General features: G+C 63.0%; 21 protein-coding genes. 16 read left to right on the forward strand and 5 right to left on the reverse strand.

All coding sequences use genetic code 11. The annotated features are described in order from the left end of the window. Positions 1–111: 111 nt before the first annotated feature. The 9 genes from ehuA (at position 112) to doeB (ending at position 8,353) form a co-directional block, all read left to right on the forward strand. Positions 112–897, forward strand: coding sequence for an ectoine/hydroxyectoine ABC transporter ATP-binding protein EhuA (ehuA, locus tag IHQ72_RS14490; protein WP_292502755.1), 786 nt, complete (start codon positions 112–114; stop codon positions 895–897). Positions 898–989: 92 nt separating this feature from the next. Next, on the forward strand, positions 990–1,841 hold the full coding sequence (gene ehuB, locus IHQ72_RS14495) for an ectoine/hydroxyectoine ABC transporter substrate-binding protein EhuB (RefSeq protein WP_095496457.1): 852 nt from the start codon (positions 990–992) through the stop codon (positions 1,839–1,841). Between the two features lie 171 nt (positions 1,842–2,012). Further along, on the forward strand, positions 2,013–2,672 hold the full coding sequence (ehuC, locus tag IHQ72_RS14500) for an ectoine/hydroxyectoine ABC transporter permease subunit EhuC (protein WP_258123049.1): 660 nt from the start codon (positions 2,013–2,015) through the stop codon (positions 2,670–2,672). Positions 2,673–2,688: 16 nt separating this feature from the next. After that, entirely contained in the window at positions 2,689–3,348 is a 660-nt protein-coding gene (gene ehuD, locus IHQ72_RS14505) for an ectoine/hydroxyectoine ABC transporter permease subunit EhuD (RefSeq protein WP_192363460.1), read from the forward strand. 6 nt (positions 3,349–3,354) lie between these two features. After that, positions 3,355–4,131, forward strand: a complete 777-nt coding sequence (gene eutA, locus IHQ72_RS14510; protein WP_258123050.1) for an ectoine utilization protein EutA — start codon at positions 3,355–3,357, stop codon at positions 4,129–4,131. 4 nt (positions 4,132–4,135) lie between these two features. After that, complete coding sequence (gene eutB, locus IHQ72_RS14515) at positions 4,136–5,128, forward strand: hydroxyectoine utilization dehydratase EutB (RefSeq protein WP_258123051.1); 993 nt, start codon at positions 4,136–4,138, stop codon at positions 5,126–5,128. After that, the gene (gene eutC / locus IHQ72_RS14520) at positions 5,125–6,117 is read left to right on the forward strand and encodes an ectoine utilization protein EutC (protein ID WP_258123052.1); all 993 of its coding nucleotides are present in this window, start codon (positions 5,125–5,127) and stop codon (positions 6,115–6,117) included. Before eutB ends, eutC begins: the two co-directional genes overlap by 4 nt. A gap of 38 nt (positions 6,118–6,155) precedes the next feature. After that, the gene (gene doeA / locus IHQ72_RS14525; protein ID WP_258123053.1) at positions 6,156–7,346 is read left to right on the forward strand and encodes an ectoine hydrolase DoeA; all 1,191 of its coding nucleotides are present in this window, start codon (positions 6,156–6,158) and stop codon (positions 7,344–7,346) included. Between the two features lie 5 nt (positions 7,347–7,351). After that, positions 7,352–8,353, forward strand: a complete 1,002-nt coding sequence (gene doeB / locus IHQ72_RS14530) for a N(2)-acetyl-L-2,4-diaminobutanoate deacetylase DoeB (protein WP_258123054.1) — start codon at positions 7,352–7,354, stop codon at positions 8,351–8,353. A gap of 110 nt (positions 8,354–8,463) precedes the next feature. On the opposite strand, the gene IHQ72_RS14535 is transcribed toward doeB, so the two are convergent. The 3 genes from IHQ72_RS14535 to cueR form a co-directional block, all read right to left on the reverse strand. After that, positions 8,464–9,141, reverse strand: coding sequence for a phytochelatin synthase family protein (locus tag IHQ72_RS14535; protein WP_258123055.1), 678 nt, complete (start codon positions 9,139–9,141; stop codon positions 8,464–8,466). 114 nt (positions 9,142–9,255) lie between these two features. Continuing rightward, a complete protein-coding gene (locus IHQ72_RS14540; protein ID WP_258123056.1) occupies positions 9,256–9,795 on the reverse strand; it encodes a cytochrome c in 540 nt (179 codons plus the stop codon). Between the two features lie 17 nt (positions 9,796–9,812). Further along, complete coding sequence (gene cueR / locus IHQ72_RS14545; protein ID WP_258123057.1) at positions 9,813–10,211, reverse strand: Cu(I)-responsive transcriptional regulator; 399 nt, start codon at positions 10,209–10,211, stop codon at positions 9,813–9,815. A gap of 272 nt (positions 10,212–10,483) precedes the next feature. Here cueR and IHQ72_RS14550 point away from each other — a divergent pair, with 272 nt between their 5' ends. From IHQ72_RS14550 to IHQ72_RS14560, 3 genes are read left to right on the forward strand one after another with little or no spacing between them, the layout of a single operon-like run. Next, positions 10,484–11,551 (forward strand): type III polyketide synthase, encoded by a 1,068-nt coding sequence (locus tag IHQ72_RS14550; RefSeq protein WP_258123058.1) that lies wholly within the window; start codon positions 10,484–10,486, stop codon positions 11,549–11,551. After that, positions 11,548–12,252, forward strand: coding sequence for a methyltransferase domain-containing protein (locus tag IHQ72_RS14555; RefSeq protein ID WP_258123059.1), 705 nt, complete (start codon positions 11,548–11,550; stop codon positions 12,250–12,252). The genes IHQ72_RS14550 and IHQ72_RS14555 overlap by 4 nt, the downstream gene beginning before the upstream one ends. 6 nt (positions 12,253–12,258) lie before the next feature. After that, on the forward strand, positions 12,259–13,497 hold the full coding sequence (locus tag IHQ72_RS14560; protein WP_258123060.1) for an NAD(P)/FAD-dependent oxidoreductase: 1,239 nt from the start codon (positions 12,259–12,261) through the stop codon (positions 13,495–13,497). A 59-nt stretch (positions 13,498–13,556) separates the two neighbouring features. On the opposite strand, the gene IHQ72_RS14565 is transcribed toward IHQ72_RS14560, so the two are convergent. Both IHQ72_RS14565 and IHQ72_RS14570 read right to left on the reverse strand, forming a co-directional pair. Further along, positions 13,557–14,123, reverse strand: a complete 567-nt coding sequence (locus IHQ72_RS14565; protein WP_258123061.1) for a hypothetical protein — start codon at positions 14,121–14,123, stop codon at positions 13,557–13,559. Between the two features lie 110 nt (positions 14,124–14,233). Continuing rightward, positions 14,234–14,497 carry a hypothetical protein gene (locus IHQ72_RS14570; protein ID WP_258123062.1) on the reverse strand — a complete coding sequence of 88 codons (264 nt, stop codon included), beginning with the start codon at positions 14,495–14,497 and terminating at the stop codon, positions 14,234–14,236. A 288-nt stretch (positions 14,498–14,785) separates the two neighbouring features. On the opposite strand from IHQ72_RS14570, the gene IHQ72_RS14575 reads away from it, so the two are divergent. From IHQ72_RS14575 to IHQ72_RS14590, 4 genes are all read left to right on the forward strand, one after another. After that, the gene (locus IHQ72_RS14575) at positions 14,786–16,225 is read left to right on the forward strand and encodes an FAD-binding oxidoreductase (protein ID WP_258123063.1); all 1,440 of its coding nucleotides are present in this window, start codon (positions 14,786–14,788) and stop codon (positions 16,223–16,225) included. A gap of 496 nt (positions 16,226–16,721) precedes the next feature. Beyond that, complete coding sequence (locus IHQ72_RS14580; protein WP_258123064.1) at positions 16,722–18,287, forward strand: tlde1 domain-containing protein; 1,566 nt, start codon at positions 16,722–16,724, stop codon at positions 18,285–18,287. A 393-nt stretch (positions 18,288–18,680) separates the two neighbouring features. After that, complete coding sequence (locus IHQ72_RS14585; protein WP_258123836.1) at positions 18,681–19,466, forward strand: ThuA domain-containing protein; 786 nt, start codon at positions 18,681–18,683, stop codon at positions 19,464–19,466. A gap of 77 nt (positions 19,467–19,543) precedes the next feature. Then, the gene (locus IHQ72_RS14590; protein WP_258123065.1) at positions 19,544–20,602 is read left to right on the forward strand and encodes a Gfo/Idh/MocA family protein; all 1,059 of its coding nucleotides are present in this window, start codon (positions 19,544–19,546) and stop codon (positions 20,600–20,602) included. The last annotated feature ends 189 nt before the right edge of the window (positions 20,603–20,791 follow it).

The following is a 20,791-nucleotide window of genomic DNA, read 5'->3' on the forward strand; positions in this document are numbered from 1 at the left end:
CGCGAAATTGTGCGGAGCCAGAAACATTGTCATGAGTTTATTTTCATGATTGACATGATTTGGCGCGTTCCGCATCGTTAAGGCACAGCTTCTCCAGCACGGGGAAATTCTTTGTCCGCGCCCATCATCAAGATCGACGCCATTTCGAAAAGCTTCGGAACCTTCAAGGTGCTGGACGGCCTGTCGATGCAGGTCATGCCGCGCGAGAAGCTTGCGCTGATCGGCCCGTCCGGCTCGGGCAAGACGACGATCCTGCGCATCCTGATGACGCTGGAGCGGATCGACAGCGGCCACATCCAGATCGACGGCGAGCAGCTTTATCACATGGAGCGCAACGGTCAGTTGCTGGCCGCCGACGAACGGCATCTGGCAAGAATGCGCCAGAAGATCGGCATGGTCTTCCAACTGTTCAACCTGTTTCCGCACAAGAGCGTCATAGACAACGTCACGCTGGCGCCGATCTTGACCAAGGGCATGCCGCGCGCCGCCGCCGAAAAGCGGGCGATGGAACTGCTCGACATGGTCGGCATGGCCGACAAGGCCAAAGCGATGCCGGCGCAGCTTTCCGGCGGGCAGAAGCAGCGTGTGGCGATCGCCCGGGCACTGGCGCTGCAGCCCAGGATCATGCTGTTCGACGAGGTGACATCGGCGCTCGATCCGGAACTGGTCGAGGAGGTGCTGAATGTTTTGTGGCGGCTCTGCTCCGAGACCGACATGACCATGCTGCTCGTCACCCACGAAATGGGTTTTGCCCATGATTTCGCCGACCGGGTTTTGTTCTTCGACCGCGGCAAGATCGTCGAAGAAGGCAAGCCCGACGAGATTTTCCGCAATCCCAAGCAGGAGCGCACGCAAGGCTTCCTGAAGAAGATCATCGCGGCCGGACATCGCGTCTGACTGCCATGCCAAGGCGGCAACGCCGTCCTCAAGGGGCGGCGAAGCCGTCTCGACCAAAGCGAACCAAGAAGAGAAGCAAGGAGTTGGGAACAATGAAGAAACTTGGCATTCTGGCCGGCCTGGCCGGTGTTGCACTGACCGCGATTCTGGCCGCCTCGACCGCGGGATCGGCCGACGACAGCAAGCTCGAAGAGCTCAAGGCACAGGGCTTCGCTCGCGTCGCCATCGCCAATGAACCGCCCTATACGGCGGTTGCGGCCGACGGCAAGGTTTCGGGTGCGGCGCCCGACGTGGCGCGTGAAATCTTCAAGCGCCTCGGCGTCAACGACATCGTCGCCTCGATCTCGGAATATGGCGCCATGATCCCCGGCCTGCAGGCGGGCCGTTTCGACGTCGTCACCGCCGGCCTGTTCATGAAACCGGAGCGCTGCGCGGCGGTCGCTTATTCGGAGCCAGTGCTGTGCGACGCCGAGGCGATGCTGGTCAAGAAGGGCAACCCGAAGGGCTTCAAGAGCTACGAGGATGTCGCCAAGGATGCCACCGCGACGATCGGGGCGCCGGGCGGCGGCACCGAGGAGAAGCTGGCGCTCACTGCCGGCGTGCCGCGCGACCGCGTCATCGTCGTGCCGGACGGCCAGAGCGGCTTGAAGATGCTGCAGGACGGCCGCATCGACGCCTATTCGCTGCCAGTGCTGTCAATCAACGATCTGGTCAAGAAGGCCAACGATCCCAACCTCGAAGTCGTCGCCCCGGTGGTTGGTGCGCCGGTCTATTGCGACGGCGCGGCCTTCAAGAAGGGCGACGAGGCGCTGCGCGACGCCTATGACGTCGAACTGGCCAAGCTGAAGGAGTCCGGCGAATTCGCCAAGATCATCGAGCCCTACGGCTTCTCGGCGGCGGCGGCGATGTCGACGAGCCGCGACAAGCTCTGCTCGGCGAAGTAAAAAGTTGCCCCTCACCCTTACCCTCTCCCCGTGAAGAACGGGGAGAGGGGGGCGCAAACGCTGGAGCTTCACCCTTCTCCCCGTCCTAAACGGGGAGAAGGTGCCGGCAGGCGGATGAGGGGCAGCGCCGACATTCTGTAATGATCACCCAGCGGAGAAAAGCTTAGCCCAATGATCCAATGGTCCGGCTATTTCGGCCTGATACTGCAGGGAGCACTTGTTACCATCGAGCTGACGCTGATGGGGTCGGTGCTTGCCCTGATCTTGGCCTTTCTCGCCGGGCTAGGACGGCTGTCGCGTTTTTTCGCCGTTCGGGCGCTGGCGACCGCCTATATCGAATTCTTCCGCGGCACCTCGATCTTCGTGCAGCTGTTCTGGGCCTATTTCGTGCTGCCCTTCATCGGCATTTCGCTGACGCCGCTGCAGGCCGGCGTGCTGGCGCTTGGCCTCAATGTCGGCGCCTATGGGGCGGAGGTGGTGCGCGGCGCCATCCAGTCGATCGGCCGCGAACAGTACGAGGCCTGCATCGCGGTCAATCTCGGCCGCTGGCAAGCCATGCGCCATGTCATCCTGCCGCAGGCGCTGCTGGTCATGCTGCCGACCTTCGGCAACAACGCCATCGAATTGCTCAAGGCCACCGCCGTCGTTTCGCTGATCTCGCTCACCGACCTGACCTTCCAGGCGCAGGTGGTGCGCTCGCAGACCGGCAACACGCTGGTGCCGTTCACCACCATTCTCGTCATCTATTTCGCCCTTGCGCTGATCATTTCCTGGGTTGTGCGTTCGCTCGAACGCCGCATGGCGCGCGGCCTCGACGGTGTGCGCGTCTGATGAAGTGGGCCCTGTAATGGAGTGGGATTGGAATTTCGTCTGGGAGATCATGCCGACGCTGATCCAGGGCGTGAAGATCACCATCCTGGCGACGCTGCTCGGCTCGGTTCTGGCAGCGATCGTCGGCTTGGCCATCGCGCTGGCGCGACGCTCGCCGAACAAGGCCTTGTCGCGCACCGTCGGCTTCCTCGCCGAGTTCATCCGCGGCACGCCGCTGCTGGTGCAGCTCTACTTCATCTTCTACGTGCTGCCGGACATCGGTATCCTGCTGCCGCCGCTGGTGGCCGGCGTCATCGGCCTCGGCCTGCATTACGGCACCTACACGGCCGAGGTCTATCGCGCCGGTATCGACAATGTGCCGCGCGGCCAATGGGAAGCCGCCAAGGCCTGCAATCTGAACGCCAGGCAGACCTGGACCCACATCATCATGCCGCAGGCGATTCCGCCGATGATCCCGGCGCTTGCCAACTATTTCATCGCGATGTTCAAGGAGACCCCGCTGCTGTCGGCGATCACCGTGCTGGAACTGATGAACCAGGCCAAGAGCGTCGCCAACACCTATTACCGCTATGTCGAGCCGATGACTTTGGTCGGCGCCTTCTTCCTCGTCATCAGCCTATTCTCGGTCGTGCTGCTGCGCTGGCTGGAACGCCGCTACGGCAAGATCGAGAGATAGTCTTTCATGGAACACTTGCCCGAAATCAGATTGACGCCGACACGGCCGGCGCTCGACGCGCGTCCGCTGGAAAAGCGCATCGGATTGATCATCCTTGCCACCGACCATACGACCGAACCGGATTTTCGCCGCATGGTGGCAAGCGACCGGATCGGCGTCTATGTCGCGCGCATTCCCTACGCCAATCCGACGACGCCGGACAATTTGCGCAAGATGCAGCCGTCGCTGACGGCGGGCGCCGCGCTCATCCTGCCCGATGAGCCACTCGACGCGATCTGCTATTCCTGCACCTCGGCCTCCGTGGTCATCGGCGATGCCGAGATCGAGGCGGCGGTGCAGGCGGCCAAGCCCGGCGTGCCCGTGGTCACACCGCCGATGGCAGGGGTGCGCGGCTTGAAGGCGCTGGGCGCCAGGACGATCAGCATTCTCACCCCTTACACGGTCGAGACCAGCCGGCCGATGGCGGCCTATTTCGCGGCGCACGGTTTCGAGATCGCCAGCTTCACCTGTCTCGGCTTCGACGACGACCGCGAGATGGCGCGGATTGCGCCGGCGTTGCTGGTCGATCTGGCGCGCGAGGCGACCGATGCGCAGGCGGACGCGCTGTTCGTCTCCTGCACAGCGCTGCGGGCAGCACTTGCCGTGGTCGGCATGGAAGAGGCAATCGGCCGTCCGGTCGTGACCAGCAACCAGGCAACGGCCTGGAACTGCCTGCGGCTTTGCGGCGACGACGAGCCGCGCGCCGAATTCGGCCGTCTGATGACGCTGCCTTTGGGACAATGAGGCCATGACGCTTGCGCCCATCACCCTCTCCGATATCCGCGCGGCGCGCGAGCGCGTCGCAGGCAAGGTCGAGCGCACGCCGACCGTGCTTTCCCCGAGTCTTTCCGGGCACTTGGGCGCGCCCGTTTATCTCAAGCTCGAACATCGGCAGACCACCGGCAGCTTCAAGTTGCGCGGCGCCTCGAACGCCATCGCTGCGCTGAACGCTGAGGAGAGGGCGCGTGGCGTGGTCGCCGCCTCGACCGGCAATCATGGCCGGGCGCTGGCTCATGCGGCAAAACTCGAAGGCATGCGTGCGACGATCTGCATGTCGCGACTGGTGCCGCAGAATAAGCTCGATGAAATCCGCCGGCTTGGCGCCGAGATCCGCATCGTCGGCAACAGCCAGGACGATGCGCAACAGGAGGTCGACCGGCTGGTCGCGGAAGAGGGGCTGATCATGCTGCCGCCCTTCGATCATCCTGATATCATCGCCGGGCAAGGCACGCTTGGGTTGGAGCTCATCGAACAGCTTGCGCATGCCGCCCTGGTGCTGGTGCCGCTTTCCGGCGGCGGGCTGGCGGCGGGTGTGGCCGCGGCCGTAAAGGGCGTCAGCCCCGGCACGAAGGTCATCGGCGTTTCGATGGCGCGGGGTGCGGCGATGAAGGCAAGCCGCGATGCCGGCCGGCCGGTGCTGGTCGAGGAACTGCCAACACTGGCGGATTCGCTCGGCGGCGGCGTCGGCCTCAACAACCGGCTGACCTTCTCGATGTGCCGCGACCTGCTCCACGACGTTATCCTGCTCAGCGAGGACGAGATCGCCGCCGGTATCCGCCATGCCTATGAACAGGAGCGCGAGATCGTCGAAGGCGCCGGCGCGGTTTGCATCGCCGCCGTGCTTGCCGGCAAGGTCAGGGCGAGCGGCCCCACTGTGCTCATTCTGTCGGGCCGCAACATCGACATGACGCTGCACAGGAAAGTCGTTTGTGGCGAAGCAATTGAGGAGAGCGCAGCATGAGCCGGATGACGATACTCACCGAAGCCGAACTGCGCGCGATCGTGAAGCTCGATCTCGATGCCGTCGCCTGCGTCGAAAATGCGTTCCGAGCGCTTGCCACCTTGCCGGTGGCGATGCCGCCGATCCTGCGGCTCGACATTCCCGAGCATCGCGGCGAGGTCGACGTCAAGACCGCCTATGTGCCAGGGATTGACGGTTTTGCCATCAAGATCAGTCCCGGCTTCTTCGACAATCCGAAGCTCGGCCTGCCCAGCGTCAACGGCATGATGGTGCTGCTGTCGTCAAAAACAGGGCTGGTCGAGGCTCTGCTGCTCGACAACGGTTATCTTACCGATGTCCGCACGGCGGCGGCCGGAGCGGTCGCGGCGAAACATCTTTCGCGAACCGACTCCTCTGTCGCCGCGATCTTCGGCGCCGGCGTCCAGGCCGGGCTGCAGCTCGAGGCCCTTATGCTGGTGCGGCCGATCGCCGAGGCGCGGATCTGGGCGAGGGATGCCGCGAAGGCCGAAGCCGCGGCGGATGCATTGCGCGAAAAGCTGGGCATCGTCGTGCGCGCCGAGCCCGACGCGGCCACGGCGGCGGCCGGCGCCGACATCATCGTCACCACTACGCCGTCGACCGAGCCGCTGATCAAAGCCGGCTTCGTCTCTGCCGGCCAGCACATCACCGCTATGGGCTCGGACGCCGAGCACAAGAACGAGATCGCGCCGGCGATCCTGCGCATGGCCGATCTCTACGTCGCCGACAGCGCGAAACAGACGCGGCTGCTGGGCGAGCTGCATCATGCCATCGCGGCGGGCGTGATGGCGGCCGATGCCGAGATTACCGAGCTCGGCCAGATCATCGCCGGCGAAAGACATGGCCGGCGTTCGGACAGCGACATCACCATCGCCGACCTCTCCGGCACCGGCGTGCAGGACACGGCGATCGCCACGCTCGCCCGCGACCGTGCCCGGGCGGCCAAGACGGGTACGATTTTCGAAAGCTGATGCCGGCCGCGAGGCCCAACAAACGAGGACCAAGAACAATGCAGCCTAATTTGAAATTCTCGCGCGGCGAATATGCGGAGCGCCTCGCCAAGACACGGAAGGCCATGGAGGCCAAGGGTGTCGATCTCCTTGTTGTCAGCGATCCGTCCAATATGGCCTGGCTGACCGGCTATGACGGCTGGTCGTTCTACGTGCACCAGGCCGTCATCGTGCCGCCGTCGGGCGAACCGGTGTGGTACGGGCGCGGCCAGGACGCCAACGGTGCCAAGCGCACCGCCTATCTCGCGCACGACAACATCGTCGGCTATGCCGACCACTATGTGCAGTCGACCGAGCGCCACCCGATGGATTTTCTCTCGCAGGTACTGGCCGATCGCGGCTGGGGCAAGCTCAGCATCGGCGTCGAGATGGACAATTACTGGTTCTCGGCCGCTGCCTTCGCGTCGCTGCAGAAACACATGCCCAGCGCCCGCTTCGTCGACGCCACTGCACTCGTCAACTGGCAGCGCGCGGTGAAGAGCCCGACCGAGATCGATTATATGCGCAAAGCCGCCCGCATCGTGGAAGTGATGCACCAGCGCATCGTCGACAAGATCGAGGTCGGCATGCGCAAATGCGACCTGGTCGCCGAGATTTATGATGCCGGCACCCGCGGTGTCGACGGGCCAGAGGGAAAGATTGGCGGCGACTATCCGGCGATCGTACCGCTGCTGCCGTCGGGTGCCGATGCGTCGGCGCCGCATCTGACCTGGGACGACAGGCCGATGAATTCGGGCGAGGGCACCTTCTTCGAGATCGCCGGCTGCTATAACCGCTACCATTGTCCTCTTTCCCGGACTGTGTTCCTTGGTAAACCCACGCAGGAATTCCTCGATGCCGAAAAGGCGACGCTGGAAGGTATGGAGGCCGGGCTTGCGGCGGCAAAGCCCGGCAATACATGCGAAGACATCGCCAACGCCTTCTTCGCGGTGCTGAAGAAATACGGCATCGTCAAGGACAACCGCACCGGCTATCCGATCGGGCTTTCCTATCCGCCGGATTGGGGCGAGCGCACGATGAGCCTGCGCCCCGGCGACCGCACCGAGCTGAAGCCGGGCATGACCTTCCATTTCATGACCGGCCTGTGGCTGGAGACGATGGGGCTCGAGATCACCGAATCCATCCTGATCACCGAGACAGGGGTCGAGTGCCTGGCCAATGTGCCGCGTAAACTGGTGGTGAAGGATTGAGCCCGATGCCCCACCTCCGCCCATCACCGATTACGCCGACCGTCGATTTCGAACGCGACGGCGTGCAGCACGGGTTCCTGCGACTGCCCTATAGCCGTGACGATTCCGCCTGGGGATCGGTGATGATCCCGATCTGCGTGATCCGCAACGGCAGCGGGCCGAGCGCATTGCTCACCGGCGGCAATCATGGCGACGAATATGAGGGGCCGCTGGCGCTTTACGATCTCGCCCGCACGCTCGATCCGAAGCAAGTCAGCGGCACGGTGATTATCGTGCCGGCGATGAACTATCCGGCCTTCCGTGCCGGCACCCGCACCTCGCCGATCGACAAGGGCAATCTCAACCGCAGCTTTCCCGGCCGGCCCGACGGTACGGTGACCGAGAAGATCGCGGATTACTTCCAGCGCGAACTGCTGCCGCGCACCGACATCGCGCTCGACTTCCATTCCGGCGGCAAGACGCTCGACTTCGTGCCGTTCTGCGCCGCCCATATCCGGCCCGACAAGGTGCTGGAAGCGAAGGGGTTCGCGGCGGTCGAAGCATTCTCGGCGCCGTGGTCGATGAAGATGCTGGAAATCGATGCGGTCGGCATGTTCGACACTGCCGCCGAAGAGATGGGCAAGCTGTTCATCACAACCGAGCTTGGCGGCGGTGGGACTTCCCGCGCCGAAACGGTGCGGATCGCGCGTCGCGGCGTGCTCAATGTGCTGCGCCATGCCGGCATTGTCGCCGGTGCGGTCGAGATGCAGCCGACCCGCTGGCTGGACATGCCGTCGGGCGATTGCTTCTCATTCGCCGAGGACGACGGGATGATCGAGACGATGATCGATCTGGGCGAGCCGGTCGAAGAGGGCCAGGTCCTGGCGCGCATCCACTCCATCGGCCGCACCGGTGCCGCACCTCAGGAGATCAGGGCGACGATGTCGGGTCTATTGGCCGCGCGGCATTTTCCCGGACTGGTCAAGGCGGGTGACTGCACCGCCGTGGTCGCTGTGCTCGTCGATTGAAGGCAAGGCAATCGCTTCCAGATACGTACGAAATTCCTCAAGCTCGGCCTCGGCGCCCGCACCGAGAGGCACCGCGCTCATTGGCGGTCTGCAACTCTTTGCGGACAGTGCTACTCGATCAGCAGCAAGCCGCGCTTTTTGTCGCCATCGCTATCGATTGTGTCCATGGCTGAGAACAGGCGCTTTCGCTCGATCAGCCAGGGCTTGTAGTCCTCATTTACATCGAGGACGAAGACCATGTCCTCGGCCTCCAGATACCCTCCGACCGGGGAAAAATGGCCAGCGCCGGCGCCGAAGATCTTCTCACGGGTAAAGTTGACGATGTAACGGCGGCCGGGATCGTTAGCGCGCTTCATGTGCTCGCGAAACGCATCGGCGCTCAGATTCCGAAGCACGGAGACCTTCCGCCTGGTGTTCGTTTGAGCGACTTCGGCCAGCTCATCCAGCGTGAGCCCGATAATGCAAAAGCCTGTCCAGCACTTTCCCGTTCCCGCGAGGACTTCGGCTTCGCTTGTCTCCTCCTCGCCGATAGAGCGGAATGTGTTTGCAACGCTTGCCGGGCCGCACCGCGACCCGTTTGATTGCCATGTGACGTCGGCATTGAACGTAGCAGCCACCGGCAGCTTCCAGGCGCTGTCGATCAATTCAGGGGTGCGGGTAACCGACGACTGGATTGCGTCTTGCGAAACTCTGGACTGACCAGCAATCAAAAGTGCGGCGCCGCCCAGCAGGCCCACGACGGCAATCACAGTGCCGACAATCACACCGAAAGCGAGACTGCGCTTCATTGCTGAACCTCGGAGCAGGCAGCAACAGGACAATGAAGAAAAGGCGCCGCAGCGTCAATCAGCGCCGCACGCACCGGCCAACGAGCCATCCGGGTTCTGCAACAGATCTCGCGCTCAGTCGGCGATCACAGGGCTTTTTTGCCGAAATTTCGAATGACAGCTTGAGCAATCCTGCAGGATAAGATGCAGGAGGTGCTCGGCAGGAACCTTGGCAGGATCGGCTTCCGCCGCTGCCGGCCGCTTGCCAAGCAGGCTGCCGCCGCCCATCGCCGGGCCGGAACCCATCCTCATGTCGTCGGTAATGCTGGCGGGCGCCCGCTCGGCCTTGGCGGCCAGCGTGGTGGCCAGCATCCCGATGTGACGGGCCAGCGCCTCGAATTCCGAACGGGCTTGATCAATTTGCAACTTGGCGCCCGAAGGCGCGCCCAATGTCGCGCTGGGAAATTCCGCAATAAGCGTAGGGCCGGTGCGGGCGCGGATGGTCTCGGCCGCGGCCTTGAACGCCGCGGCGTCATAGGCCAGCTTGTCATCGAACATCCCGGCGATGGTTTTCGCGGCGGCGGCCATCTCCTTCATCGAAGACTGGCGCGTCGCGACGATTGGGTCAGGTCCGGCCGCGGCCATCACTGCGGAGGCGCAGGCAAGCGACAGCATCACGGCGGCGGTCCATTTCACTGAACCATGCCTTCTCCCGCCAGTTCGTCGATGATCGGGCAGTCCGGCCGCTCGTCGCCATGGCAGTGCTCGACCAAATGATGAAGCAGGCCGCGCAATCCCACGAGTTCGGCGATCTTCCTGTCGATCTCCACCAGCTTGGCTTCGGCGATAGTCTTGACATCGGCGCTCTCGCGGTCCTTGTCTTGATAGAGCGACAGCAACTGGCGGCACTCGTCGACCGAAAAACCCAGGCTGCGCGACCGCTGCAGAAACCGGAGGCGGTGGATGTCTGCCATCGAATAATCACGATAGCCATTGTCCGTCCGGGCCGGGCGCAAAAGCCCGATGTCCTCGTAGTAGCGTATCGTCTTGGACGGCAGCCCGGATTTTTCGGATGCGATGCCAATGTTCATGATGAAATCTCCTTGCTCGGCTGAAAAGTAAACCTTCCTGTTACTGGAAGGTCAACCCGGCGCGGCAACTTAGGATGCGCCGCTGCAGCCGCCCGACAGTTCGAGCTGCCTGCCTGGCAACAGCACATGCTTGAATCGCGGGACGAAATCCGTTTTCAGAAACGTTCATCGAACAACACTCAAAGCCTGATGTCCAACATCTGGTGCCGATGAGCAATCAACCTCGGCGGTGGCCCTAGATTATACCTTGCACGACGCCGAGGAGACAGAATATGCCGGCCAAAGCGTATATCAACCGGATCGCGACAGCGGTGCCGGAATACGAGGTTCATCAATTCTATCTGCGTTTCGCGGCCTCCATGCTTGCGGCCGATCGCCGAAGAATTTTCAAACGCATGGCTGACCTTGCCGGCATCGAGCACCGCTATTCCTGTTTTGCACCTGCCGGCGACCCCGAAGGACTATCAGCAGATCTAGCCGGGAGGTTCATCCGGGGCGCCTTTCCAGGAACGGCCGAGAGAATGGCAATGTTCGGAGATGCCGCACCTGCTCTGGCGAAAAAAGGCGTCGACGGATTGGAGCTTGGTGATGGCGCTTCCCGCATCACCCATCTCATCGTTACCACCTGCACCGGTTTTGTAGCGCCGGGCATCGACCTGGAGCTGGTTACGCGATGCGGCGTGCCGGACAGGGTCGAACGCACGATGATCGGTTTCATGGGTTGCTACGCGGCGATCAACGGCCTCAAGCTTGCCCGCCACATCGTCCGCTCCGACCCACACGCCAAGGTCCTGCTGGTCAATATCGAACTTTGCACGATGCATCTGCGGGAAACCAGCGAACTGGAAAAGCTGCTGTCGTTCTGCCTCTGGGGCGACGGCTGTGCGGCCGCGCTCGTCACCGCCGAACCGCACGGCATCGAGCTCGATAGCTTTCACTGTATCGTGGCGGACGAAAGGCGGGAACTGATGAGCTGGAGCATTCGCGACCACGGTTTCGAAATGGTTCTTTCCGGCCAGGTCCCGGCAGCGATTCATGAAGCGTTGCAGAGCAACCGCGACGCCATCCTCGGCGGCCGGCCGACCGAGGCGATCGACCTCTGGGCCGTGCACCCGGGTGGACGTTCGGTTCTCGACGCCGTCGAAAAGGCACTGAAACTTGCACCCACCGCGCTGGCGCCATCGCGCGAGGTGTTGCGCCGGTATGGAAACATGTCGTCTGCGACCGTCATGTTTGTGATGAAAGAGATGTTGAAGGCGCCACCAGGCCTGCTCGGCTGCGGCATGTCGTTCGGACCCGGGCTGACGGCCGAAACCATGCTTTTTCGAACGGTGTCATGAGTGGCCTGGAGCACCGGCAGCTTGAGCCGGAAATCCTCGACGGACTTGCGGGCGACGATCCGCGCGCGCTTGCCGCGCGCCGTGACCTCCGTCGGATCAACGCGCTGATGTTTCAGGCGAAGATCATGGCGTCGCTGCTCAGGAAATTTGTGCCAAAGCCGCCACGCCGGATTCTGGAGATCGGCGCTGGCGATGGCAGGTTCATGCTGGCGGTAGCGCGGCGCATAGCCGGGCATTGGCCTGAGGTCGAGCTGGTGATGCTCGACCGCGTCGACCTCATCACCGCGCAATTGCGTGGTGATTTTGACAGGCTGGGATGGACGGTCGAAGGCGTCACCGCCGATGTCTTCGACTGGGCAAGAAAGAATGACGGCACGCGGTTCGACGCGATCACCGTCAATCTGTTTCTGCATCATTTCAACGATGCCGAGGTCGTGCGTCTGTTTTCGCTGATGGCGCCGAAGGCCCCGTTGCTGTTGGCGACAGAGCCGCTGCGCACGAAACTGGCGTTGGCCGCGACCCGTCTCCTTCCGGCAATCGGCGCCAATGACGTCACCCGAAACGACGCGGCTCAAAGTGTGCGTGCCGGCTTTCGCGGCAGCGAGCTTTCCGGTCTCTGGCTTGCGGCAAACGGCAAACCGGTCGAGGAACGGCGCGCCGGCCTTTTTTCCCACATTTTCGTCGGTGCCAGCGCTGGGTGATGACGTATGGCGCGATTATCGACCCACGACGCGATCATCATAGGCGCCGGCCCGGCGGGCACATCCGTCGCGCTCACGCTGGCCCGGCGCGGATGGGCCGTGGCTATTGTGGAAAAGAGCGCGTTCCCGCGTCGCAAGGTCTGCGGCGAATACATGTCGGCAAGCAATCTTGCGCTTCTGGACCAGCTGGAGATCGGTGAAGCGTGGCGTGCCAATGCCGGCCCCGAAATCCGTCGTGTCGGCTTCTTTTCCGGCGAGACCTGTGTCGAGGCGCCAATGCCTCACGCAAAAGATGGGCCTCGTGCAAACGACGGGCACTGCGCAAAAGATGGCTTCGGCCGGGCGCTTGGCCGGGACATTCTCGACTGTCTGCTTTTGCAGTCGGCGCGATCGGCCGGCGTTGAAATCTTTCAGCCTTGCCGCGCCGTCGCCATCGATCGGGATGGCGAGATGCAAATGGTGCGAATTCAAGCCGGAAACGAAACGACGATGTTGCGTGCGCCGGTGATTGTAGCCGCACACGGCTCCTGGGAACCAGGACCGCTGCCCAGCCAGCCCGGAAAGACCAACCGCCCGTCGGACCTGCTCGGCTTCAAGGCGCATTTCACCGGGTCGTCCCTGGCGCCTGATTTGATGCCTCTGCTGGCGTTCCCGGGCGGCTATGGCGGCATGGTCTCGGCCGATCATGGCCGGTTGTCGATCTCGTGCTGCATCCGGCGCGATATGCTCGCGCGGTTACGCACACACCATGGCCCCAAACACCAGAGCCGCGTGTCGGCCGCCGATGCGGTCTGCCGTCATCTGATGGAATCGTGCCGGGGTGTCAGGGATGCCCTGGAGTCAGCTCACGCTGACGGTGCATGGCTTGCCGCAGGTCCGATCCGGCCGGGAATTCGCTCCTGCTACGAACGGGACATCTTCCGCGTCGGCAATGCAGCCGGAGAGTCTCATCCGATCATCGCCGAGGGCATCTCGATGGCGCTTCAGTCCGGCTGGCTGCTGGCCTCGGAACTCGCATCCGCGCCAGACGGCCGTGCAGGGCGCGAGGCTGCCGGCAAACGCTATGAGGCGGCCTGGAAAAGACTGTTTTCGACGCGGGTCTACGCAGCTGCAGCACTTGCAGGGATTGCCCTTAGCCCCGGTAGCGCCACCTTGATGGCGGCAATTGTCCGGAATTTCCCGCAGGCACTGACATTGGGCGCGCAACTGAGCGGCAAGACAAAGCCGGTGCCCGGCTTTGTATAAGAAGTGGTGCGGCGCGTCATGGGCAAACCAAGGTATTCCTCAACAAGTGCTAAGCTCCGTCACTTCGGGCAGTTCTCCATGTCCGAAGTTGCAGTGCCACTGGCGGAGTTTGTATCCGCGTCGGCACCCGCGGTTTCCTTGCACCGGTCACCCAAGCCGTCGGAGCCTATGGTTGTTGAACCGGTTACGTTTGGATCGGCAGGAGTTGCATTATCGGTGCCGGGAGCCATGGTGCCAGTCCCAGAGCCGGTGCTTGCTCCCGGATCGCCGGTGCCGGAACCGGTACCGTTTGATTGCGCCATCGCCGAAGTGGCAAGGGCGATGCTGAGTGCGGTTGCGGAAAGAATTTTCTTCATCATGGTCGGTCTCCAATTCGAGTTGCATCGCTGATTGTGATAAATATCCAACGAGCGTTTTTTGGAGTTGTTCCGCCAGACAGAAATCGTGATCGAAGGGTTGAGCCCTATGGCGATCAAGCAGCAACGCTGGGCAGCAATGCTGGCGAAAACGGCAAACGGGCGCCGTCTTTTTTCGGTTTCGATGGAACAAGATCCGCCGGCCATGGTTGGAAGCGCAGTCGTTCTACTCCAGCGACTATGAAAGCCGTTCGCACGGCGTTCGGACAAAGGCCCCGCGCTTCCTCCCCGCGGGGTCTTTTCTGTCGCTGGAGGAACTTTCACGGAATTTGGAGCGCACCCGAAACGGGCCGGCTAGGCGCGCTGTTGAATGCCGCCGTTCACGGCTCGTCGATATCTTGCTTCGAGGGGTTGCGCGAGATGGCGCGTTCCTCTTCGTCGTCCGGCAGCGCCTCGTCACTTTCCTGGTACGGATTGTCGTCGTCTTCCTCGGGCAGTTCAGCCTCCTTCTCGACGTCGTAGCGGATGTCGCCGTTTCCCGGCACGCTGTCCGGTAGAATTTTGCCGCCTTTGATCGCGTCCCAATCCTGCTGTTCGATGGTCGGGCCTTCGGGCGGATCGTCGGGTTTTCTGCGCGGTGCCATCAGAGTTCTCCTCTGCATTGGTTGCTCATACGCCTAACTCCGCGGACCGCTGCGTAGTTCCTCGATCGAACCGGCGGAGACCGCCTTACGGCGATCCAGCACCCATCTCGGCTTGGCCTACCGGCGGGGCTTTTTACCCAGTCCTTAGTCTCAAAGAGAGCTAACCATTAGGCGGGTTGGGCAACACCGCTCAGCAAGCGACTAGGAACTTGCGCGTCTTCTAACATAAGGGCACACTTCGAAACGGGTGGAGGGAAAAACGGCCCAAAAACAATCGGGAGGAAAGCCATGGATAGCATGAGCCTCACCACGCTTGATCGCGGCAAGACGACGGTCGATGCCGCGGCCCTGGACGCGCTTTCGGCACAATTGCGCGGCACTGTGCTGAAGGAGGGCGACGCCGCTTATGACGACGCACGCAGCATCTGGAATGCCATGATCGACCGGCGGCCCGGGCTGATCTTGCGCTGCGCCGGCGCCGCCGACGTTATCGCCGCCGTCAATTTTGCTAGGGAAAACAGGCTGCTCGTCGCGGTTCGCGGCGGTGGCCACAACATCGCCGGCAGCGCTGTCTGCGATGGCGGCCTGATGATCGATCTGTCGCCGATGAGATCGGTGCGGGTCGATCCGGCGACGCGGCGGGCATGGGTGGAACCTGGCGCGACGCTCGCCGATGTCGACGCGGAAACACAGGCCTTCGGATTGGCGGTGCCGATCGGCATCAACTCGACCACCGGCATTTCAGGGCTGACGCTGGGCGGCGGCTTCGGCTGGATCACGCGGAAATTCGGCCTGACCATCGACAATCTTCTCTGCGCCGATGTGGTTACCGCCGACGGCAAGCTGCTGCGCGCCAGCCAGACCGAAAATCCGGACCTGTTCTGGGCGCTGCGCGGTGGCGGCGGCAATTTCGGTGTCGTCACGGCTTTCGAGTTCAAGCTCCACCAAGTCGGTCCGCAGGTGCTGTCGGGGCTTGTCGTTCATCCCTTCGCCGATGCCGAAAACGTGTTGGGGGAATACCGAGCCGCGCTCGAAGCAGCGCCCAATGAGCTGACCTGCTGGGTGGTCATGCGGCAGGCGCCGCCGCTGCCGTTCCTGCCGGCCGAATGGCATGGCAAAGAGGTGCTGGTTCTGGCCATGTGCTATTGCGGCGGCCTTCAGGAGGGCGAGAAAGCGACGCAGAGGCTTCGCGCCATCGGCACACCGATTGCCGATGTGGTCGGCCCTAATCCGTTCACCGGCTGGGAGCAGGCATTCGATCCGTTGCTGACGCCCGGCGCCCGCAACTATTGGAAGAGCCATGACTTCACCGAGCTTTCCGACAGCGCGATCGAGGTCGTCACGGCCGCGATACCCCGGCTTCCGGGGCCGGAATGCGAGATATTCTTCGCTCATATCGGCGGTGCCGCGGGCCGCGTGACAGCGGATGCAACGGCGTTTCCGCAACGCAGCGCGCATTTCGTCATGAATGTTCACGCCCGCTGGCGCGAACCGGAAATGGACCGCGCCTGCATCGACTGGGCGCGCGGTGTTTACGAGGCGGCCAGGCCCTATGCCGCCGGCACGGCCTATGTGAACTTCATGCCCGAGGACGAGGTCGACCGGGTCGAAGCAGCCTATGGCGGCAACTATCGACGGCTTCTGGAAATCAAGCAGCGTTATGACCCGCTGAACCTGTTCCGCATGAACCAGAACTTGCGGTCGGTGGAAAGCCTGCGCGCCGCATAGGCGCGCGCGCGCATGACAAAGGCCCGCGCCTCCGACGGAGGACGCGGGCTTCATTTTCGGATCATGCGCTGGCAAGACGGCCGGCAGCGCAGCCTGCGTGCAGACGATCACGGGTGATGCGATGCCTTTATCCCGAAACGGCCTTCAGCTGACGCCCGCCCAGGCAAGGTCTAGTCCTTTCGGTTTCTTGACTCGGCCGGCAAAAACGGGCAGCAAAGCCTGATACGGCGGGCATTTCCGCCATTTTCATACTTGTGGAGGGAGCTTTTTTGATATCGACCTTCGCCCAATCGGCGATCGGTAGAGGGATTGGTTAACCAAGTTTGTCCATCTTTTGAATCAATCGGCAACAGACGCGAAGCGTGCAGGGGGCACTAGGCGACTGTGATTGTGACGGCTGCGAGCCCCGCATGCCGCGAGGCCGATTGAGGTTGGTTGTATGGTGTTTGTGCGTTTGAAAAACCGGGGTGACAATCCTGATTCTCGATTGACTTTGATGAGGCCCGGCCTGCGCTGGGCCGCGATTCCCATTGTTGGCGTGGCGATCGCTCTGTGGTCGGTGGCGACCGTGGCCGGCCTCCATTCGATGGGAACCTCGCTCACCGCCGCCTCCAACAGTCTTCCGCCAAGCCTGCTCGCGCCGCGCACCATCGCGCTCGCCGATCCCCAGCGCACGCTTGCCAATTCATCGGCCAATTCATGGGCCAGTTCATGGGCGCCGTCGCTGGCGGCCAGCCGGCAGCGTCAGGCGTCGCTGCTCACCCGATGTGATGCCGGCTGCGCGCACGCTGCCGCGAGCTTCGTGCATGAAGGCAAAATGGCGCGTCTCAAGCCGTTAGCGAAGGCGAATACCGTGCCGGTTGTCGCAGAAATCTCGCCGCAAGCGCGTTTCGACAGCGTGGTGGCGAAAGCCGCGCTGTCGCCGCAAAAGCTTGCCGCTGCCTTTGCCCGAGCTTCCAGCGCGACCGCCCCTTTTGCGGTCGCCAGCCTTCCGGCGGCCGGGCGCTTTGCGGAGCCGGTGCGCCTGCCCGATCAGAACGGCCCGGCCTCGGTGCGCTTCGGGCCGGAGATCGCTGAGATCGAACGATCCTCGCGTCTGGCGCTGGCATTAGCGAATGCATTGCCGGAACAGATGATCGATGTGCTACCGGACGTGGCGACAGCCGACCCTGCTGTCCCGCAAGAGGGCGAGGTGCAGATGGCTTCGCTGCCGCCGCAGGACGAGATGCCCGACAGTGTTCCCTTGCCGACCTTTCGCCCGCATGCGGAAATCGATCAGTCAGACGAGGCGCCCGAGGTCGACGCACCCAAGGTCGACGCACCCAAGGTCGACGCACCCAAGATCAAAGCGCCCAAGGTCCAGGCATCGAAGGCCGCCAAGGCCCAGTCTCAGCCATCCAAAGCCAACAAGATGCAGACCGCCGACGCTCCGCAGGTCGATACGCCCCGGGCGCCAGCCTTGTCACCGAGGAGTTCGTCACCGGCGGCGATACCAAGCATGCAAGGCAGCCAGGGCATGCAGGGCAGCCAGGGCATGCAGGGCAGCCAGGGCATGCAGGGCAGCCAGGGCATGCAAGGCAGCCAGGGCAAGCCGGCCAAGCGGTCGAAGGCCGCAGACATGATGGCCTATGCCAAGCCCGACAGCCCGACGGGCGGCGGGGCCTTCCGTAACCTGTTCACCAAGCCCGGCAGCGGCGTCGCCGTCTACGACATCTCGGCGAAGAGCGTCTATATGCCGGACGGCTCGCGGCTCGAGGCGCATTCGGGACTGGGCTCGATGGTCGACCAGCCGCGCTACGCCAACCGGAAGAATGGCGGCCCGACGCCGCCTCACACCTACGATTTGAGGCTGCGCGAATCGCGCTTCCATGGCGTCGAGGCGCTGCGTCTCACTCCCATCGACGGCAAAAACAAATATGGCCGCGACGGCTTTCTTGCGCACACCTATCTGCTGCGCGGCGGCCGCGCGGAGTCGAATGGCTGCGTCGTCTTCAAGGACTATGCCCGCTTCCTCGCCGCCTTCAAGAAGGGCAAGATCAAGCGTCTCGTCGTGCGCGGTTAACCAAGCCGCTGATGCAGGTTGCGTCGGAAGGGCGCGGCCGCCTGACCCATCTGTGGCGGCGTAGAAATAAGCCGTTCTGTAGCGATCCTTCGCGCCCCCTCTGTCCTGCCGGACATCTCCCCCACAAGGGGGGAGATCGGCAGCTTCCACGCTCCGCTCATTCCTACAACGTTGGTGATTTGCGAAGCCGGCGTGACATCCAATCTCCCCCCAAGTGGGGGAGATGCCAAGTGGTGGCAAAGAGGGCAGGACAGAAGGGGGCGCTGTCCCGCCGACATCGCCGGATTTCCACCCAATTGTCAGCAGCCAGCCTCGAAAACGTTTTCATTCGCGGCCGAGGATACTATGACTGACCGGACCGAGGCGGCGGCTTCAACCAATCGAGAGGATGTCATGACTATACGCGCTGTCGTTTGGGGCGAGAATATCCATGAGCGGACCAACGAGGTGGTCGCGGGGATCTACCCCGAGGGCATGCACGCGACGATCGCCGACGCCCTGAAGCTCGACCCCGAAATTTCCGTATCGTGGGCGACGCTCGAACAGCCGGAACATGGCCTGCCGGCCGACCGTTTGGCGCAAACCGATGTGCTCATGTGGTGGGGACACAAGGACCATGGCGCCGTCGCCGACGAAGTCGTCGAGCGCGTGGCGCGCCGCGTTTGGGAAGGCATGGGGCTGATCGTCCTTCATTCTGGCCATTTCTCGAAGATCTTCAAGACGCTGATGGGCACGCCCTGCACGCTGAAATGGCGCGAGGCGGGCGAGCGCGAGCGGCTCTGGGTGACGAGCCCCAACCACCCGATCGCTGCCGGGATCGGCGAGTATTTCGAGCTCGAGAACGAGGAGATGTATGGCGAGCAGTTCGCCGTGCCGGAGCCGCTGGAAACGGTGTTCATCTCCTGGTTCCAGGGCGGCGAAGTGTTCCGGTCGGGGCTGACCTATCGCCGCGGCGCCGGCAACATCTTCTATTTCAGGCCAGGTCACGAGACCTATCCGACCTATCACGACGCGAATGTCCAAAAGGTGCTGCGCAATGCGGTGAAATGGGCGCACAACCCGCAGGGCTCGCATCCAGCCATCCTCGATGCGCCGAACGTGCCGGTGGAAAAGGCGCTCGAGCCGATCGTCGAGCGCGGCGGAAAACTCCATGCCGAGGGCGAAGCCGGCTATCGCTAGACCATGATCCCGAACCTTCGGTTCGGAAAATCCACGGTCGAATAAGAAGATAAAGCCTCATCCTAAGGATAAGAATCATGCGTCTCCTGATACTCGGCACCGGCTGGATGGCTGAAGAGCACGCCAGGCAGTTCAGCAAGATCGAGGGCGTCGAACTGATCGGCGCCGTCGATCTCGACCGCGCGCGTGTCGACAAGTTTTCGGACAGCTACGGTATCCCCAACCGGTTCGCGTCGCTGGAAGACGCGCTCGCATGGGACAAGTTCGACGCAGTGGCGAACGTGACGCCGGATCGTATCCACCATCCGACCACCATGATGCTGGTCGCGGCAGGCAAGCCGGTGCTGTGCGAAAAACCGCTGGCCGAAAATTACCAGAGGGCCAGCGAGATGGCCGATGCCGCACAGCAGGCCGGCATCATCAACATGGTCAACTTGACCTATCGCAACGTCGCCCCGCTGCAGAAGGCGCGCGCCATGGTGCTTGCCGGCGAGATCGGGCAGATCAGGCATGTCGAGGCGTCCTATCTGCAGAGCTGGCTGGTTTCCAAATTCTGGGGCGACTGGCGCACCGATCCGAAATGGCTGTGGCGACTGTCGCGCGGCCACGGCTCCAATGGCGTGCTGGGCGACGTCGGCATCCACATCCTCGATTTCGCCAGCTATGGCGCCGCGCTCGACATCGATCATGTGTTCTGCCGCCTCAGGTCATTCGACAAGGCGCCCGGCAACCGGATCGGCGAGTACGAACTCGACGCAAACGACAGTTTCACCATGGCGCTGGATTTCAGCAACGGCGCCTTCGGCGTCGTCCATGCCAGCCGCTGGGCCACAGGTCATCTCAATGAATTGCGGCTGCGCATCTATGGCGACAAGGGCGGCATCGAAGTCGTGCACAATCTGACCGGCTCGGAGCTGAAAGCGTGCATGGGCGAGAACATTGAGAACGCCAAATGGCAGGTTCTCGATGCCGGAACGGTGCCGACCAACTACCAGCGCTTTGTCGATGCGGTGCGCAACGGCGTGCAGGCCGAACCGTCATTCCACCATGCCGCCGAACTGCAGAAGGTGCTCGACCTCGCCGTCGTCTCCGACGAGAAGAGGGCAGAGCTGAGAGCGCATGCGGATACACAATAAGCTTGGGTTCCTCGCCCAGCGCGGCACCGCCGGTCGCAATCGTTCCGTCCGGTAGTTCCTCACCGTCCGCCAGCCCGGTCTGGTCGCCATCCCGGTGAGCGGCTTTCGCCGAGCTCGTTCCCGCCGCGCTTCCTGTCTTCTATCACCACAGCCGACGCTGCCAGTGGGGCGAGGTCCGCACTGAGCCTC

The sequence above is a fragment of the Mesorhizobium onobrychidis genome (genome assembly GCF_024707545.1).
Classification (GTDB): domain Bacteria; phylum Pseudomonadota; class Alphaproteobacteria; order Rhizobiales; family Rhizobiaceae; genus Mesorhizobium; species Mesorhizobium onobrychidis.